Origin of the sequence: Pseudovibrio sp. Ad46, from assembly GCF_001623065.1 — a bacterium.
In the GTDB taxonomy this organism is placed as follows: Bacteria; Pseudomonadota; Alphaproteobacteria; order Rhizobiales; family Stappiaceae; genus Pseudovibrio.
Genome location: NZ_LMCG01000074.1, coordinates 14,977 through 29,687, shown reverse-complemented (window position 1 = coordinate 29,687; position 14,711 = coordinate 14,977). Strand labels below are relative to the sequence as shown.

Below are 14,711 nucleotides of genomic sequence, written 5' to 3'. Positions count from 1 at the left end.
GGAACCACTGGTTTTTATCTATGTTCTGAAAACACTATGCGTGAATACCTATCTTAAGGCCAATAACGCTTCATCACCGTTTTGAGAACTGGTTGTGAGGGGAAGGTTTACTCGCTGCAAAGTGCATTTGAAGATGCGTAACTTGTTGTAGATGCAGCGTTAGTTTTGTTTATGTGTGCTTTGAGCTAATGGGTGCCATAAACGAAAGAAAGCCGCAGATTTCTGCGGCTTTCTCTAGGGCTCAATGCATATGCCACCATGAGATTTGGGGAGATGTCGGAATAGGCGCTAGGCATCGCCTATTGCAGCATATGCACTGAAGGAAACTTAGAGTTTGTCTGCTGGTACGTCGCGGATCTCAACCCAGTTTGTGTCTGCATTGGTGATCGTTTCGATTGTGCGGGACTGCATGCGCTTTACTGCACCATCGTGTGCGTTGAGGTAGAGCTTGCCGTCGACGATGTCCCAAAGCTCAGGCTTGGTTTCCAGCTTGCTGCCGAAGGATGCACCAACTGCACACCAGCCACCGTACTGCGGAGCGAACTTTGCTGGCTCTGCAACGAATTTGTCACGGTTTTCAGCGCTGGAGAATTTCCAGGTTACGCCGTCGTACTGAGCGGTAAATTCAGCTTTACCCTGAACAGGCTTGTTTTGTGTGAAGTATGCAACAGGATCGGTACCACCAATCGCATAACCACCAGAGGTGTAGGTCGAGATTTCATCAGCGAATGCGCCGAATGTGCTTGCGGACAGGGCGGCACCTGCAATAGCCGCTGCAACAGCGATAGATTTGATTTTCATTATATTACCCTCAATGAAACAATGAATTTCGCCGGACAAACAAAACCAGGTCAGGAAGAATGCTTTGTTTGTTCGACAACCTCGGCCTGCGGAAATTGCCCGTTCTTGCGAGGCCCAATCTTCTTGCCCCAGGAGGGTGTACAAGTGCCAATCAAGTGTCTTCACCAAGAGGAGAGCGGCTTTGATTTTTTATGATCGACTTGTAATGCTTTGAATTAACTCGGTAATTTCCCGTAGTGCCGGTTTTCTCCTACGAACGAGGCTGGTGAAAAACACAAAACCGAGAAGTTGGTCGATGCTTGTCTCCATGGTTGCAGTGGTATTCCAGTAAACGAAAACCTGTCTGAAGTGCGTGCGCTGTTCACCTTCAATGAGGGAAAGTTCCTCCACTAACGAAGGCTCTGAGAGCAGGGCAAGCCATGCGGTGCCTAACGGAGTGTCGTGCAGGGCGTTGAGGATGCCTGAAGTGGCGTCCTGCAAGTCATTATGAAAAGAAGACATACCGGGGTAGATGGGGGGAACCTGGCGGAACCCGTAGCGCAGGGCTTCGAGAGCCAGACCTGCTTTGTTTGGCCAGCGGCGATACAGCGCTTGCTTGGACGTGCCTGCTGTCTGCGCAATTTGCTGGGTTGAGGTGCCGTGATAGCCATCCGTTGCCAACGCTTTGAGCGTTGTGGTCAGGATCAGACGGGTGAGTTCGTTGTTTTGTGGGCGGCCTCTTGGTGTGGTCGGCTCAGGCATCAGGAAAATCTCTCTGCATACTCAGAGGGTGTGATGCCAAAGTTTCGCTGGAAGGCACGGCGCAAGTTTTGGATATGCCCGAAACCGGACAAATGAGCTGCCTGCTTGATGGAGCTGCGTTTGAGAAGGGCTGTTCTGGCAAGATCCAACCGAAGACGCTCTACGAACTGAGCTGGGGTTGCGCCAATATCTTCTTTCAGGCGGCGGTACAGAGTGCGCGTGGAGACTCCAGCTGATTTTGCCATGTTCTCGATGGTCCAGTCTGCTTCCGGCTCTGACAGAATGATCTCAGAGAGTTTTGCGATGTTGGATTGACCGGCGGCTTGCAGGGAAAGGGCGGAGGAGAACTGGGCTTGTCCTCCGTTGCGACGCAGATAGACCACCAGCTCCTGCGCGGTCTTCAGTGAGATCGCTGCCCCTAAATCTTGCTCGATGAGGTGCAAGGTCAGGTCTATGCCCGCAGTGACGCCTGCAGAGCTGTAGACATTACCTGCATTGACGAAGAGTTGGTTGAGCCGCCAGTTCACATTGGGGAATTCTGTTTGTGCTGTTGAGGCGCGGCTCCAATGGGTGCTGGCTTGCTTGCCATCTAAAATGCCAGCGTCGGCCAAAATAAGTGCGCCGGAGCAGATGGAGATGATGCGCTCTCCGTTCGTTCTTGCCGCGGCTTTTTGAAGAAGCGAGCGAAGGGTATTGCTGCCCAGCTCTTTATCGACACGTCCTCCGGGGATGAGAAGATCAGCGGCTGGGTTCCAGTCGGATATCTTGCCATCAACGGCGATTTTGATCCCAGGCTGGGTTTCTACCGGCTGAGCATCAACAGAGAGAATTCTGAGCTTATACTTGGGATGATAACTGTCTGCCGTCCAGAAAGCCTGCATCGGGCCTGCCAGATCCAGAAGGTTGATCCCGTGATACACGAGTGCATCGATATGACGGTAATGCTCGATTTGCTTATTTGGCATGATTTGAAGCTTTAATGTCCTAACTGCCAAATGTTGTAAGCGGTAATTTGAAGGAGGTCAAAGTTTCTTCGAGGAATTACTATGGGACTTTCAGAGGTGGCGGAGCCGGGAGCAGCCTACAGGGCACGCAACTTTCCGCTCATTTTAGTTGCAACAGCAATCCTTTCTATGCAGATGCCAATCCTGATTGCGATCAGCGCTTTGGCAGGGTCTTATCTTGCACCCCATCCCATCATGGCAACTGTGCCGCTTGCCTTGCAGATGTTTGGTAACTTTCTGTTTGCTACACCAATCTCGCTGTTTATGGGGCGGTATGGGCGTCGGAACGGGATATTGTTGGGTGTAGTCCTGAGCATTATCGGTTCGTTGCTCTGCGTTTATGCGCTTTATTCCAATCAGTTTGTTGTGTTGCTTGTTGGACATGTTCTTTTAGGCATTGCCACGGCGGCCTACACTTTTATGCGGTTTGCTGCGTCTGATAGCGCCAGCGAAAAGTGGAAGCCCATGGCGATCTCGCTAAGCATGTCTATGGGGTTGCTCTCTGCGCTGCTTGGCCCAAGCCTTGTTGGTGTGGTGAAAGATTTCGGCGGAGTCATTCCGTTTGTGGGCAGTTATCTGGCGTTGGCAGGTGTTGCTGTTGTGGGCGCATTGCCTGTGCTTGGTTTGAGCCTGCCACCTGCTTTGAAGAAAGATCAGACTACCAAAGGGTTTGTCGCGTCCTTGAAGGTGCTGCGCCGACCAGCGGTCTGGAGTGCGACAGCGTGTGCCGGGCTCTCTTTTGGTTTCATGACTATGCAGATGTCTCCGACACCGCTTGCGATGGACTATTGTGGGTTCTCTGTCGGTCAATCCAGCGATGTAATCCGCTGGCATTTGGTTGCCATGTTTGGTCCGAGCTTTGTTACTGGCTTTATCATCCGCCGGATTGGCACGACCTCGGTTATGGTGCTGGGTTTGTTGATGCTTGCTGGGGCTGGTGTGATTGGTGCGCTGAGTGTTGAGATTTGGGCCTTCTATGTGGCTTTGATCCTGTTGGGGGTTGGCTGGAACTTTGGTTTTATCGGCGCGACGTCTCGTTTGATTGAGGTTGTTGCACCTGAAGATGCGCCGCTTGCTCAAGGAGCCAATGATTCAGTCGTGGCGTTGGTTTCTGCAATCTGTGCGCTTTCAACGGGCATTTTGTTCAGCACTGTTGGTTGGGCAGGGCTTTCACTCTCGGCACTTCCCCTCTTGCTGGGGCTGGCGTTGTGGTTGGTGGTGTCGGGTGTTCGTAGCAGATCTCTGGAATATGCTTCTTAGTAATCGGTACTGAATGGTTCCGTAATTTTGAGAATATGAGGGATGAACAGCAGAGCAGTGATTGTTCTGCTGTTTTTTTGTGTTTATAGCTCTTTGCCATGAATTCGAGGCGGGCAGTCTTTTGCCCCCGTAATTTCGGAGTGAAACATGTCGGTTGATCTAAACACCGTAAAACGTGTTGCCGGTCTGGCGCGCATCAAGGTTGATGACGCGCAGGCGGAGAAAATGACTGGTGAGCTGAACACGATCCTTGGTTTTGTTGAGCAGCTGGATGAGGTGAATGTTGACGGCGTTGAGCCAATGACCTCTGTGGTTGAAACCACCATGAAGAAGCGCGCTGACGGCCAGAGCGATGGCGGTTATGCTGACAAGATTGTTTCCAACGCGCCGGTGCATGAAGACAACTTCTTCACCGTGCCTAAAGTTGTTGAATAAGCGCCCGATTTCACAAGGATAATGACTGTGACTGATCTTACCAAACTGACGATCGCTGAGGCGCGCGACAAGCTTGCTGCCCGCGATTTTACTGCAACTGAACTGACTGAGAGCTATCTTGGTGCCATCGAGTCCGGTAATGAGGCGCTGAACGCTTATATTGCTGTAACTGGCGATATTGCCCGTGAGCAGGCCAAAGCGTCTGACGCAAAAATCGCTGCTGGCGAAGCGCGTCCACTGGAAGGTATTCCTCTCGGCATCAAAGACCTTTACGCGACGAAGGGTGTTCACACTCAGGCGTGTTCTCACATCCTCGATGGCTTTAAGCCAGAGTATGAGTCCACTGTCACACAGAACCTGTTTGATGACGGTGCTGTGATGTTGGGTAAGTTGAACATGGATGAGTTCGCGATGGGCTCTTCCAACGAGACTTCCTTTTATGGTGACGTTGTGAACCCTTGGCGCCGCAATGGCACTGAGACTGCACTGGTTCCTGGTGGGTCTTCCGGTGGTTCTGCTTCTGCCGTTGCTGCTCATCTTTGTGCTGCGGCGACAGCATCTGATACCGGTGGTTCCATCCGTCAGCCTGCAGCGCTGACCGGTACTGTTGGCATCAAACCAACATATGGCCGTTGTTCTCGTTGGGGTATGGTTGCGTTTGCGTCCTCATTGGATCAGGCTGGCCCGATTGGCCGCAGTGTGCGTGACAACGCGATCCTGCTGAAGTCCATGGCTTCTGTTGATGCGAAAGACACCACTTCTGTTGATGCGCCTGTGCCGAACTATGAAGATTTCATCGGCAAGTCCATCAAGGGCATGAAGATCGGTATTCCTAAAGAGTACCACATGGACGGTATTCCAGAGGAGATTGAAGCACTCTGGCAGCAGGGTATTGCATGGCTGAAGGAAGCTGGCGCTGAGATCGTCGAGATTTCTCTTCCACACACCAAATACGCTTTGCCTGCTTATTACATTGTGGCACCAGCGGAAGCGTCTTCCAACCTGGCGCGTTATGATGGTGTTCGTTACGGTCTGCGTGTGCCGGGCAATGACATTGTAGAGATGTATGAGAACACCCGTGCAGCTGGCTTCGGTGATGAAGTGAAGCGCCGCGTGATGATTGGCACCTACGTTTTGTCTGCAGGTTATTACGATGCGTACTACCTGAAAGCGCAGAAGGTTCGTACCCTGATCAAGCAGGACTTTGACAATGCATGGGCTGACGGTGTGGATGCAATCCTGACACCGACCACTCCTGATGCAGCATTTGCTCCGGGCGAGATCACTGATCCAGTGACCATGTACATGAATGACGTGTTTACTGTGACAGCCAACATGGCTGGCGTTCCGGGCATGTCCATCCCAGCTGGCCTCAACAAAGACGGCCTGCCACTGGGCCTGCAGCTGATCGGTAAGCCATTCGATGAAGGCACCCTGTTCCAGGTTGGTGAAGTTATCGAACAGGCCGCTGGCCGCTTCGAGCCTTCCGCCAACTGGTGGAGCAAGTAAGCCTCAGCGCTGCTGCTATGAAATGAGAAAGGCCTCGGAGAGATCCGGGGCCTTTTTTGTAAGCAAAACAACTCCCCACCTCTGGTGGAGGTCTTTGACTTGTTGCTTTTGATGATCTGCTTATTTGCTTTGCTTAGGAACAACGTGTGCCTTCATGTAATCTGCCATTGCCGGTTGGGCTCTTTTGCCCGCCCTCATTCCACTTTGCACGCTAATCATTACGAGCTTTTGAACGAGCATTTCTTGTTTTTTCTGAAAGCGCTGGCCTTCAGGTGTTCTCAGTAACTCAAGAGCTTTCTTAAGTTCTTCAACCGTATAGGTCTCAAGTGAGAGAGTGCGGATTTCTTTCATCAGTTCTGGGAGTTCTTTTTTGAATTCGTCAACGAAGATTTCTTCAATCACTTGAAGGTGCTCATCCCCTAATTTTACATTTTTAGCCTTAAATGATGCTTCAATCTGTGTTCTGAAACCCTTCCCTGTTCGTGCTAGTATTGCTTCATCTGTTGCCTCTGTCAGTTGGAACAGTTCCTCCAGTAAGGCTTCTTTTGTGGGTTCTTCTGCATTAGCTAGGCTGAGAGAGAAAATGACAAAAAGTAATCCTAAAAGTAGGCGCATGAGATTTCCAATAGCTGTGTTTATTTAGTTCATGGTCGTATAGTTTAGCTAAGCTCAATTGGACAAGAGAAATCTGGGCCATTTGATCAAAGCGATAGCGTTGGCCTCACAATCATCAACCAAACAATCCCTAGTATCGCAACGAAAGCGGGGAAGCCGCAGGCGAACCAGATGCGGTAGAGGGTGTGGTAGCGGGGTGGTAATGGCGTGCATGTTTGGGCGGCTGATGCGGCGAGGTTTCTGAGTTGGATTTGTATCCAGACCACTGGGAGCCAGAATGCGCCAATAAGCACGTAAAGTGCGAGTGAGAGTACGATCCAACCTTCGGTCAAAGACCAACCAACTTCTCTTGCCAGCAGATATCCGGTGATGGGTTGAACGATCACAGCTGTGGCGGTGAAAAGTGTGTCAGCAATGACGACGGTTCCGGCTGTATGAGCGATGGCCGCAGCGTTTAACGTTCTGGCGGCTATCACCATGAAGAACGCAATGCCTGCCCCAGTTCCGATGAGGACACAGGCGCCGATGATGTGCAAGAACATGAGAAACTCGTAGGTCATCTTTCCTCCAGCAGCAGAATGGGAAAGAGAGCAAGGATCATGGCGGGGATTGTTTTCAGATAAGGGCCAAGCGGATCACCCCAGAGGTCCGTTGCCCACAATGTGCCGGCACCTAAGTAGCCAAGTGTCACCGCGATCATGCCAAGGCAAGCGAGGCGGGTGTATCTTCTAAAGAGGATGAGGCTGCCAAGCGTGACGTCTGCGATGCTGCCTGCAAAGACAAAGAGCAGACTTAGTGTTTGATCCATACCGCGTTCGGTCAGAACTCTCTGTGCATCGCTAAACTGGATTGCTCCGATGATACCAGAGGCAAGCCAGAAGAGAGAAAGGCAGGCGATGGTGAGGGGCAACAGAAGATAAAGTCTGGCAAACCAGCGCTCCTGCGTTGAGCTTGGTAGACACCTCAGTGTTTCATCCAGTGACTTGCATCGGAACCCACCTGCCTTTTGCCATGTGGACGTATCCGCGGTGATGCCGTTTTGCAGGGTTTCGATGGATGTGGAGCGCAGGGGAGCGCGCCATCCAAACGCACCAAGAGCATCCGCCAGTTTGCTTGTCGCAGTTAGGAGCCAGTTTGGTGTTGTGACGGCATAGCGCCATTGCGGGAAGCCTTGCCATGCTCTTATTGCTTTTGTGAGTTGCCAGAGGGATTGAGGTGTTTCTTCTGCGAGGTCTGCCGTTGTCCCTGTCGGTATTTTGCCAAGCGCGCAGTGTGTGACTGCTTGTGCCAGGTCGTCCAAGGCTATGGTTTGAATTTGGCTTTTGGGGAATACCTTAAAGCCGATGAGCGGCATCGCGCTGGCTGCTCGTAGAAGTGCTGTTCCGCCATAGGCTTGTGGTCCAAGAACAAGGGCAGGGCGCAGAATGATTGCATGCTCAAGCTGTTGCTTAATGATTGCATCGCCTTTTGCTTTGGTGCGGAAGAAATTGGTGGTTGCGTCAAGCGCGACGCCTGCAGCTGAGATTTGGATGAACAGCTTATCTGAGTTGATCAAAGCCTCGCACATATGTTCGACGGCTTGCACATGGATTGCTTCCAGATTGTCTTTGGCAGAGTCTTGCAGGGCGCCGGATGCGTTTATGACAACATCTGCTGCTTCAAAGATTTTGCTCCAATCCTCAGTGGTTGCTGTGGCGATATCCAGAAAGCGCCACTGTAATTCAGGAAAGCATTGTCGGGCGGCTGATTGGGAACGCCCAACCCCCGTGACATGAAATCCTGAGTGTTGGAGATGTTTGACGCAGGCTGCGCCGATGAAGCCATAAGCGCCGAGGACAATTGCTGATTTGCGGTTACTCATAAATTGAACTTTAAAAACAAAGACCAGACTCACTTTAATGCCTCAATCTAACACGAGGGCGTTCAGTTGAATGTATCATATTTGTCAACTTAGTTGACAAATATGCCGTGCAGTGGTTTTGTGCGGGTATGGAAGAGCGGGACATGCAGAGAGATTCTAAACTGGCGGATCCGCTTTTTGAGGGGATACAGATCGCACAGCCTTTGGCGCAGTACGGTCTATTCCTGAAGGGCTTTTGCAGTGCCTGAGTGCTGATGAGGTGCAGGTGCACCTGAAAGTGCCGCGGGCGGTGCTTGGTTGTTTTTCCTCACTGACACAGTCGTAACTTGGAGGCATTGATGAGTATGTGGAGTGTTGTTGGTCTTGTGGTTCTGGTGCTTCTGATTGGTGCGGGATACACCGCGCAGCGCTTGATGCAGTTGCAGGGGCCGACGCAGGGAGACGTGATTGATAAGGCAAGCCGCAGTCAGTCTGCGTTACTGGTGCTGGATGTGCAGGAAGACTTTACAAAGGATACTAAGGCACGACAGTGGCCTGCTGCTTTTGTGGAAGAGCGGATTGCGCGAATTAATGCGTTGGCGGCAGATGCACAGGCGCGCGGGGAACCGGTGATTACCACACGGTTGATCTATGAGGGAGGCTATACGAACTTCCTGATTGGATTGCTTGGCGAAGGGCTTGGGACAATGGGCTCTGATGGGCTTGAGTTGGATAAGCGGCTCGGGTTTCCGCCGGACATGGATCTTGTGAAGAGTGTGGGAGATGCATTTGCCAGTGAAGAGCTGGAAGCTTTCCTGAAGAAACACGGCGTTGGACGGCTCAGGATTGCCGGGCTTGATGGATGTTACTGTGTGAAGAGTACGGCGCTTGGTGCGCTGGGGCGTGGATATGCGGTGGAGCTGGCAGAGGATGCTGTGCTTTCCATTGATCCGAAAGGCTGGACGCAGTGCCGGGCAGAGTTGGTGAGCAAGGGCGTGCAGCTGGTGAAATCGGCAGAGCTGGCTGTGGCTCAGTAGGTTCTGATCTCAACTGCATTGTGCCGGTTGCACATTATCAACATGCACCCTACATGGGCATGGGAAAAGTCTGCGTCTGACGCAGGCTTTTTGCTTGTGTATCTGCGCGATGCATCTGGCTGTGGATCAATTTGAATGAGCTGAACCCTGGTATATTAAGCTGCCTACTAGATGTTGGGTGTTTTGCCGTTTCAAGACATACTGCCTCAAAATCTACACATTTGCCTTGGGGATTAATGCGGGAAAGGCTGTGGGTATATTGTTTAGATTGCTGCGTAATGTGCTATGGGTCTGTCTCCCAACAATAAAAGAGCAAACAGGAATAGCATGGCAGACGTTGAGTGCATCGTAATCGGTGCAGGAGTTGTGGGCTTGAGCGCGGCTTATGAACTGGCGCGCAGGGGACGTGAAGTTATTGTGCTTGAACAGCACGAAATCATCGGCTCCGAAATCAGTGCTCGTAATTCCGAAGTTGTCCATGCCGGAATTTACTACGCAAAAGATTCATTGAAATCAAAAGCTTGCGTGCAAGGTAAGGAGATGCTGTATTCCTTTTGTGAGGAATTTAGCGTGCCGTATAAGCGCGTTGGTAAGCTGATTGTAGCGACTGATGAAAGCCAGGTTTCCATGCTGGATGGCATTCGCGCACGTGCTGCTGCCAATGGTGTTGATGATCTTTTGATGCTCAATGAAGCACAGGCGCGGGGCTTTGAACCGCATCTGGCGTGTAAGGGCGCTCTGTTTTCTCCTTCCACAGGCATTGTGGATAGTCATGCGTATATGATGGCGCTGCAAGGTGGACTAGAGGCGCATGGCGGGCTTGTTGTTGTTGGGACAGAAGTCACCGAAATCGAAACCGGTATGCGCCCAAGTGAGTTGATGGGTGCTGACATTCTGGTGGAAGAGGATCTGGAAGCGGCTGATCATCACTTTGATGATGACGAGCATGAAGAGTTTGCTGCCAAGAACTTCAAAGGTGACGGCTTTACCGTTGTCATGAAAGATGGCTACGCGATCACCTGTCATGAGCTTGTGATCGCTGCGGGTCTTCACTCCAATAAGATGCTCTCCAAGCTGGCCGGGCACATGTCATGTAAAGTGCCGAAGCTTTACTATGCGAAAGGCAACTATTTCAGCCTTGCCGGAGATGCCCCGTTCTCGCATCTGATTTATCCTGTGCCAGAGCCGGGTGGGCTTGGTGTTCACCTCACGCTGGATATGGGCAATCAGGCACGCTTTGGTCCTGATGTGGAGTGGATCGACGAGATCGATTACGAAGTGAATGAAGCGCACGGCGAACGGTTTTATTCGCAGATCCGTAAATATTATCCCGATCTGGCCGATGGCAGCTTGCAGGCTGACTATTCTGGTATTCGTCCTAAGCTGGTTCCTGCGGGTGCTGAAGCGGCCGATTTCGCGATTTGGGGTGAGGAAACGCACGGCATTCCGGGGCTGTTGACTTATATGGGTATTGAAAGCCCAGGCCTGACCAGCTCTCTTGCACTGGGCTCCATGGGCGCTGATCGTTTGATCGGCGCGTAACCTATTCCTTATAATCCTCTCGATAATGCTAGGGAAATGTAGGGTTTCCCTGCCTAAGCTGCTCTTTTCGTCTGGAAGAGCAGGTGCGCTTATGAAGCTGAGCCGTCGAGACTTTGTGAAAACCAGCGCAAGCGGCGGGCTTGCCGCAGGTGCAGCTACATTCATTTCCGGCAGTGCTGGCGCACAGCAATCTCAACCTGTTTTGCCTCCTGCTTCTGTCCCACAGGAAACAGCTTGCGCGCAGTCACTCCTTGGCGCGGGTGTTGCTAAGCCGGATTTTACGCTGGACGTGGATGAGAAACCTTACTCTCAGTATGGTGTCGATCTCAAAGGCATGCTTGTTGGTGGCACATGGCCGGGTACTCCTATCCGATATACGGAAGGGGATATGTTCCGGGTGCTCATCAATAACCGGATGAAACAGCCCACCTGCATTCACTGGCATGGAATCCTGTTGCCGTCTTTACAGGACGGTGTCCCCGAAATTGCGCAGTTGCCCATTGAAGCGGGAACCTCTCAGTATTACGAGTTTCCGCTGGTTCAACAGGGGAGCTATTATTACCACTCCCATCTTGGATTGCAGGAGCAGTATGGTCTTCTGGGAGCTCTCATTATTGATCCTAAAGACAATCCATATTCCTATGATCATGATGAAGTGCTGATGTTTAGCGACATCCCACCAGCCGAAGGTGGAGAGATCATCAAAGGCTTGCGTAGTGGCAGGCATCGGCCCGAGATCAAAGATGCTTATGAGCCTCCCAAGTCCAAAGACTTTGATATTGATGTTGTGAATGCTGGTTACACCCTGAATGGACAACCCAACTCCAAACCGTGGACGTTGACTGTCAAAAAAGGAGCGCGTTTGCGGCTGCGGTTGATCAACTCGTCCGGCAGCACCTTCTTCAGAATTTCTATTGATGGACTGAAGCTCTCAGTCATTGAAGTTGATGGCAACCGTATGCAGCCTGTTGAGGGGCAGAATGTGATTGTCCCGACATCAGCCCGTTATGATGTGCTGGTGGATGTGCCGGACAGTGGTAGTTACACAATCCATGCTGCCGCGCTTGGTGATGATAAGCAATGTCTGGGTGTAATCCATACCGATGATGTGAAGGCCAGTGTGAATGACAAGCGGCCTTCCTTTGATGGGGTTACTGTTGATTTCAGAAGCCTGAAGTCGCTTGAGGCATCAGGGTTTGGCCGAAAAGTTGATCGTGTTTATGATGTGCTGCTTTCTGGAGATATGAAGGCCTATGAGTGGATGATGAACAATCACTACTGGCCTGAGCCCTATGCGGGGCCTGATCCGCAAAAGACGTATCTGGATGTGAAACAGGGTGAAGTGGTTCAGTTGCGGATGATCAATCGGTCTCCCATGTCTCATCCCATGCACCTTCACGGCCATACATTCCGCGTACTTGGTGGTCCTGATGACGACTATGCGCCAGTGATGGATACGGTTTGGGTGCCTAAGAAGCAGACGGTGACCATCGAATTTCTGGCCAACAACCCCGGCATGTGGGCCTATCACTGTCACAACATCTGGCACTTGGCTGTCGGGATGATGCAGCCCGTGCGCTACGTTGTTGGTGAGCGTGAGATGCTGCGGTAGATCTACGATTTTTCAGGGATACTGCTTCAGATGTATTTTACGCTGTAGCCGGATTTAGCTGCGTAGAAAGGGGGCTGCTGCGTCTTCCTTTTGCCCGAAGTTTCGGGGAAAGGAAAAAACAATGAAAATCAGAAAATTTATGGGTGTCTGTTTACTGGCGTTGAGTGTTGGTCTGCCGAGTGCTCAGGCTGACGTTTATTGGGCAGATGAGCCTGATACCCTTGTAGGTAATAGAACTTTGGACTCGCGCTCAAGTTTTACAGGGCCAACTGTTCGGCAGGTGCTGAGTGAATCATCTGATCGCGATATCCAGCGTGCTTACCAGAATCCGGCAGGGACTGATGGTCTGTACTTGCTCCTGCGTGATGAGAGTGGTGTTTGGCATCGTGGCGGACGCCCTCCGGCTACCCATGTGACTGTCGAATTATGGGATCGAGGGCGATATCAAACGACCTGTCATGTCTATTCATATCGCGAGGACCGGGATCGAAGGTTCTTTTACACGACCTGTAACTGATGCTCGTGCTAATCGACCTCGCAGAACGCTGCTGCGAGGTCTCATGATGCTATGCGTTTTTTCCCAGTATTGAGTAAATGTGAGATTTGAGCATCAGATGATCTAGTTTGGCGAGATTTCTATGTTGAGCCAATGCAAAAACTCTTTGATTTCAGGTTCGTTGCGTTTGCAGTAGGACCATTTCAAATGCTTCTGTGCAGTTATAAAGCCAGCTTGTTTTAAAATATCCAGATGCCTGCTGGCCGTGGGTTGGGCAACGCCAAGCGCCTCTGCAATCAAAGTCATGCAAACTCCAAACTCAGAAGGATCAGCTGATTGCTGATGGCTGAAGTGTTTTTGTGGGTCTCTCAGAAGGCGCAGGACCATTAAACGAGGCTCACTGGAGATGGCTTTAATTTGTATTGCTCTATCCATGTAAATATTCATATAGTCATTTAGCTAAATGTCAATGTGAGTCGTGCTATGCTGGAACTTCCAAACACCTCGGTTATTAACGGAAACGCTGTTTGCTGGGGAACGATGGGGGATGGACCGCCACTGGTTGCCATCCACGGCACACCTTTTTCTTCGCAGGTCTGGCGCAGGATTGTGCCGCATTTCTTCGATCACAGGAGGGTCTACTACTTTGATCTGGTGGGTTACGGGCACTCTGAAAAACGCGAAGGGCAGGATGTTTCCCTCGGGGTTCAAAATGAGGTGCTGGCTGCGTTGTTTCAGGAATGGGAGTTAGATCGACCTGATGTTCTGGCTCATGATTTTGGAGGCGCGACAGCTCTGCGGGCCTATTATCTGAATGGTCTGCGTTACGGTTCTCTGACGATATTTGATGCGGTTGCTTTGGCTCCATGGGGATCGCCGTTGGTGCAACATGTGCGCGAACATGCTGAGGCCTTTGCTGGGATGCCGGAGTATATGCATAAAGCGATGTTACGGGCTTATTTGCAGACGGCTGCTTATAGCGAGCTTTCCGAGGAGGCTTTGGAGATTTATGCCGCTCCTTGGATTGGACCCGTTGGGCAACCAGCATTTTATCGTCAGATTGCCCAGATGGACCAGAAATACACTGATGAAGTACAGGGGAGTTATGGGGCTCTGGATTGCCCGGTCTCGGTACTTTGGGGGGCGTGTGATGAGTGGATCCCCTATGAGAAGGGGGAGGTTTTGGCTGGTCTGATTTCCGGGGAAGATTGTATTCCAGTTCCTCAAGCAGGTCATTTGGTTCAGGAAGATTGCCCTGAGGCTATTGTAGCTGCGGTTTTGAAGCAGAATTTGGGTAGATGACATCCAAGCTTTGCTTGATTGAAAACCACCCCGCAGCATGGTGCTGCAGGGTGGTGTTGGTCAGCGATTGTCGAGCTGGCTGCGGACGCGGGTCAGGCCCAGTTTGGTGATGCGATAAGGGCGGCCTCCTTTTGAGGAGATCAGGCGTCTGTACTTCAGTTTTCTGAAGATGTGCTCGGAAAGACCGGCATAATACCAGCCGTCCCGGGTGACGCAGTTCATTTCTTCCAGAGTGCCATCGTCGTCACGGCGCAATTCAATGCAGCCGCCTTGTGCCAGCACATGCAAAATGCGCTGTTCAGCTTTCGAAATATCCATGGATGTCTTTGAGTTTTAAAGATGCACTTGTCTCGTCTGCCCGCTCATGCGGTCAGCGAGATTGTTTGGATTGTGCATGCCCTGTCTATCTTCGACAGGGCTTTACCGGGACTCTTGTCGAGCTCGCATCAAAACTCCATTGATTGATGGCTGCCTTTACGTAGTTTGCTTGTGCTCTGAAGACAATTGTTTTCTAGTT

General features: G+C 51.3%; 16 protein-coding genes. 8 read left to right on the top strand and 8 right to left on the bottom strand.

The window, feature by feature from the left end; all coding sequences use genetic code 11:
• Positions 1–327 precede the first annotated feature (327 nt).
• From PsAD46_RS21085 to PsAD46_RS21075, 3 genes are all read right to left on the bottom strand, one after another.
• Positions 328–801, bottom strand: coding sequence for a YHS domain-containing (seleno)protein (locus PsAD46_RS21085; protein ID WP_057463357.1), 474 nt, complete (start codon positions 799–801; stop codon positions 328–330).
• Positions 802–990: 189 nt separating this feature from the next.
• On the bottom strand, positions 991–1,542 hold the full coding sequence (locus tag PsAD46_RS21080) for a helix-turn-helix domain-containing protein (protein ID WP_063291708.1): 552 nt from the start codon (positions 1,540–1,542) through the stop codon (positions 991–993).
• Positions 1,542–2,507, bottom strand: coding sequence for a helix-turn-helix domain-containing protein (locus tag PsAD46_RS21075; protein WP_063307808.1), 966 nt, complete (start codon positions 2,505–2,507; stop codon positions 1,542–1,544). Before PsAD46_RS21075 ends, PsAD46_RS21080 begins: the two co-directional genes overlap by 1 nt.
• An 81-nt stretch (positions 2,508–2,588) precedes the next feature.
• Here PsAD46_RS21075 and PsAD46_RS21070 point away from each other — a divergent pair, with 81 nt between their 5' ends.
• The 3 genes from PsAD46_RS21070 (at position 2,589) to gatA (ending at position 5,750) form a co-directional block, all read left to right on the top strand.
• Positions 2,589–3,806, top strand: coding sequence for an MFS transporter (locus tag PsAD46_RS21070; protein WP_063291706.1), 1,218 nt, complete (start codon positions 2,589–2,591; stop codon positions 3,804–3,806).
• A 147-nt stretch (positions 3,807–3,953) separates the two neighbouring features.
• Positions 3,954–4,241 carry an Asp-tRNA(Asn)/Glu-tRNA(Gln) amidotransferase subunit GatC gene (gene gatC / locus PsAD46_RS21065; protein ID WP_057463353.1) on the top strand — a complete coding sequence of 96 codons (288 nt, stop codon included), beginning with the start codon at positions 3,954–3,956 and terminating at the stop codon, positions 4,239–4,241.
• A 27-nt stretch (positions 4,242–4,268) separates the two neighbouring features.
• A complete protein-coding gene (gene gatA, locus PsAD46_RS21060; RefSeq protein WP_153040801.1) occupies positions 4,269–5,750 on the top strand; it encodes an Asp-tRNA(Asn)/Glu-tRNA(Gln) amidotransferase subunit GatA in 1,482 nt (493 codons plus the stop codon).
• A gap of 120 nt (positions 5,751–5,870) precedes the next feature.
• On the opposite strand, the gene PsAD46_RS21055 is transcribed toward gatA, so the two are convergent.
• From PsAD46_RS21055 to PsAD46_RS21045, 3 genes are all read right to left on the bottom strand, one after another.
• Positions 5,871–6,365 carry a hypothetical protein gene (locus tag PsAD46_RS21055; protein WP_063291704.1) on the bottom strand — a complete coding sequence of 165 codons (495 nt, stop codon included), beginning with the start codon at positions 6,363–6,365 and terminating at the stop codon, positions 5,871–5,873.
• A gap of 86 nt (positions 6,366–6,451) precedes the next feature.
• A complete protein-coding gene (locus PsAD46_RS21050; RefSeq protein WP_063291703.1) occupies positions 6,452–6,925 on the bottom strand; it encodes a DUF2269 domain-containing protein in 474 nt (157 codons plus the stop codon).
• Positions 6,922–8,226, bottom strand: a complete 1,305-nt coding sequence (locus tag PsAD46_RS21045; RefSeq protein ID WP_063291741.1) for an SDR family oxidoreductase — start codon at positions 8,224–8,226, stop codon at positions 6,922–6,924. The genes PsAD46_RS21050 and PsAD46_RS21045 overlap by 4 nt, the downstream gene beginning before the upstream one ends.
• A 338-nt stretch (positions 8,227–8,564) precedes the next feature.
• On the opposite strand from PsAD46_RS21045, the gene PsAD46_RS21040 reads away from it, so the two are divergent.
• The 4 genes from PsAD46_RS21040 (at position 8,565) to PsAD46_RS27980 (ending at position 12,913) form a co-directional block, all read left to right on the top strand.
• Positions 8,565–9,242, top strand: a complete 678-nt coding sequence (locus tag PsAD46_RS21040; protein ID WP_063307807.1) for a cysteine hydrolase — start codon at positions 8,565–8,567, stop codon at positions 9,240–9,242.
• A gap of 327 nt (positions 9,243–9,569) precedes the next feature.
• Complete coding sequence (locus PsAD46_RS21035) at positions 9,570–10,784, top strand: NAD(P)/FAD-dependent oxidoreductase (RefSeq protein ID WP_063307806.1); 1,215 nt, start codon at positions 9,570–9,572, stop codon at positions 10,782–10,784.
• A 91-nt stretch (positions 10,785–10,875) separates the two neighbouring features.
• Entirely contained in the window at positions 10,876–12,396 is a 1,521-nt protein-coding gene (locus PsAD46_RS21030) for a multicopper oxidase family protein (RefSeq protein WP_063307805.1), read from the top strand.
• A gap of 121 nt (positions 12,397–12,517) precedes the next feature.
• Positions 12,518–12,913: a hypothetical protein gene (locus PsAD46_RS27980; protein WP_153040800.1), complete on the top strand. Its 396-nt coding sequence runs from the start codon at positions 12,518–12,520 to the stop codon at positions 12,911–12,913.
• A gap of 102 nt (positions 12,914–13,015) precedes the next feature.
• On the opposite strand, the gene PsAD46_RS21025 is transcribed toward PsAD46_RS27980, so the two are convergent.
• Positions 13,016–13,339, bottom strand: a complete 324-nt coding sequence (locus tag PsAD46_RS21025) for a metalloregulator ArsR/SmtB family transcription factor (RefSeq protein ID WP_057463343.1) — start codon at positions 13,337–13,339, stop codon at positions 13,016–13,018.
• A 36-nt stretch (positions 13,340–13,375) separates the two neighbouring features.
• On the opposite strand from PsAD46_RS21025, the gene PsAD46_RS21020 reads away from it, so the two are divergent.
• A complete protein-coding gene (locus PsAD46_RS21020) occupies positions 13,376–14,194 on the top strand; it encodes an alpha/beta hydrolase (protein WP_063307804.1) in 819 nt (272 codons plus the stop codon).
• Positions 14,195–14,254: 60 nt separating this feature from the next.
• Here PsAD46_RS21020 and PsAD46_RS21015 read toward each other — a convergent pair whose 3' ends face one another.
• Positions 14,255–14,512 (bottom strand): YjhX family toxin, encoded by a 258-nt coding sequence (locus tag PsAD46_RS21015; RefSeq protein ID WP_054667435.1) that lies wholly within the window; start codon positions 14,510–14,512, stop codon positions 14,255–14,257.
• Positions 14,513–14,711 lie beyond the last annotated feature (199 nt).

Excerpts from the sequence above, each read along its gene's own strand:
- PsAD46_RS21025 (WP_057463343.1), bottom strand. The coding sequence starts at position 13,339 with ATGAATATTTACATGGATAGAGCAATACAAATTAAAGCCATCTCCAGT.
- gatC (WP_057463353.1), top strand. The coding sequence starts at position 3,954 with ATGTCGGTTGATCTAAACACCGTAAAACGTGTTGCCGGTCTGGCGCGC.
- PsAD46_RS27980 (WP_153040800.1), top strand. The coding sequence starts at position 12,518 with ATGAAAATCAGAAAATTTATGGGTGTCTGTTTACTGGCGTTGAGTGTT.
- PsAD46_RS21045 (WP_063291741.1), bottom strand. The coding sequence starts at position 8,226 with ATGAGTAACCGCAAATCAGCAATTGTCCTCGGCGCTTATGGCTTCATC.
- PsAD46_RS21015 (WP_054667435.1), bottom strand. The coding sequence starts at position 14,512 with ATGGATATTTCGAAAGCTGAACAGCGCATTTTGCATGTGCTGGCACAA.
- PsAD46_RS21035 (WP_063307806.1), top strand. The coding sequence starts at position 9,570 with ATGGCAGACGTTGAGTGCATCGTAATCGGTGCAGGAGTTGTGGGCTTG.
- PsAD46_RS21030 (WP_063307805.1), top strand. The coding sequence starts at position 10,876 with ATGAAGCTGAGCCGTCGAGACTTTGTGAAAACCAGCGCAAGCGGCGGG.
- PsAD46_RS21020 (WP_063307804.1), top strand. The coding sequence starts at position 13,376 with ATGCTGGAACTTCCAAACACCTCGGTTATTAACGGAAACGCTGTTTGC.
- PsAD46_RS21040 (WP_063307807.1), top strand. The coding sequence starts at position 8,565 with ATGAGTATGTGGAGTGTTGTTGGTCTTGTGGTTCTGGTGCTTCTGATT.
- PsAD46_RS21085 (WP_057463357.1), bottom strand. The coding sequence starts at position 801 with ATGAAAATCAAATCTATCGCTGTTGCAGCGGCTATTGCAGGTGCCGCC.
- PsAD46_RS21055 (WP_063291704.1), bottom strand. The coding sequence starts at position 6,365 with ATGCGCCTACTTTTAGGATTACTTTTTGTCATTTTCTCTCTCAGCCTA.
- PsAD46_RS21075 (WP_063307808.1), bottom strand. The coding sequence starts at position 2,507 with ATGCCAAATAAGCAAATCGAGCATTACCGTCATATCGATGCACTCGTG.
- PsAD46_RS21080 (WP_063291708.1), bottom strand. The coding sequence starts at position 1,542 with ATGCCTGAGCCGACCACACCAAGAGGCCGCCCACAAAACAACGAACTC.
- PsAD46_RS21050 (WP_063291703.1), bottom strand. The coding sequence starts at position 6,925 with ATGACCTACGAGTTTCTCATGTTCTTGCACATCATCGGCGCCTGTGTC.
- PsAD46_RS21070 (WP_063291706.1), top strand. The coding sequence starts at position 2,589 with ATGGGACTTTCAGAGGTGGCGGAGCCGGGAGCAGCCTACAGGGCACGC.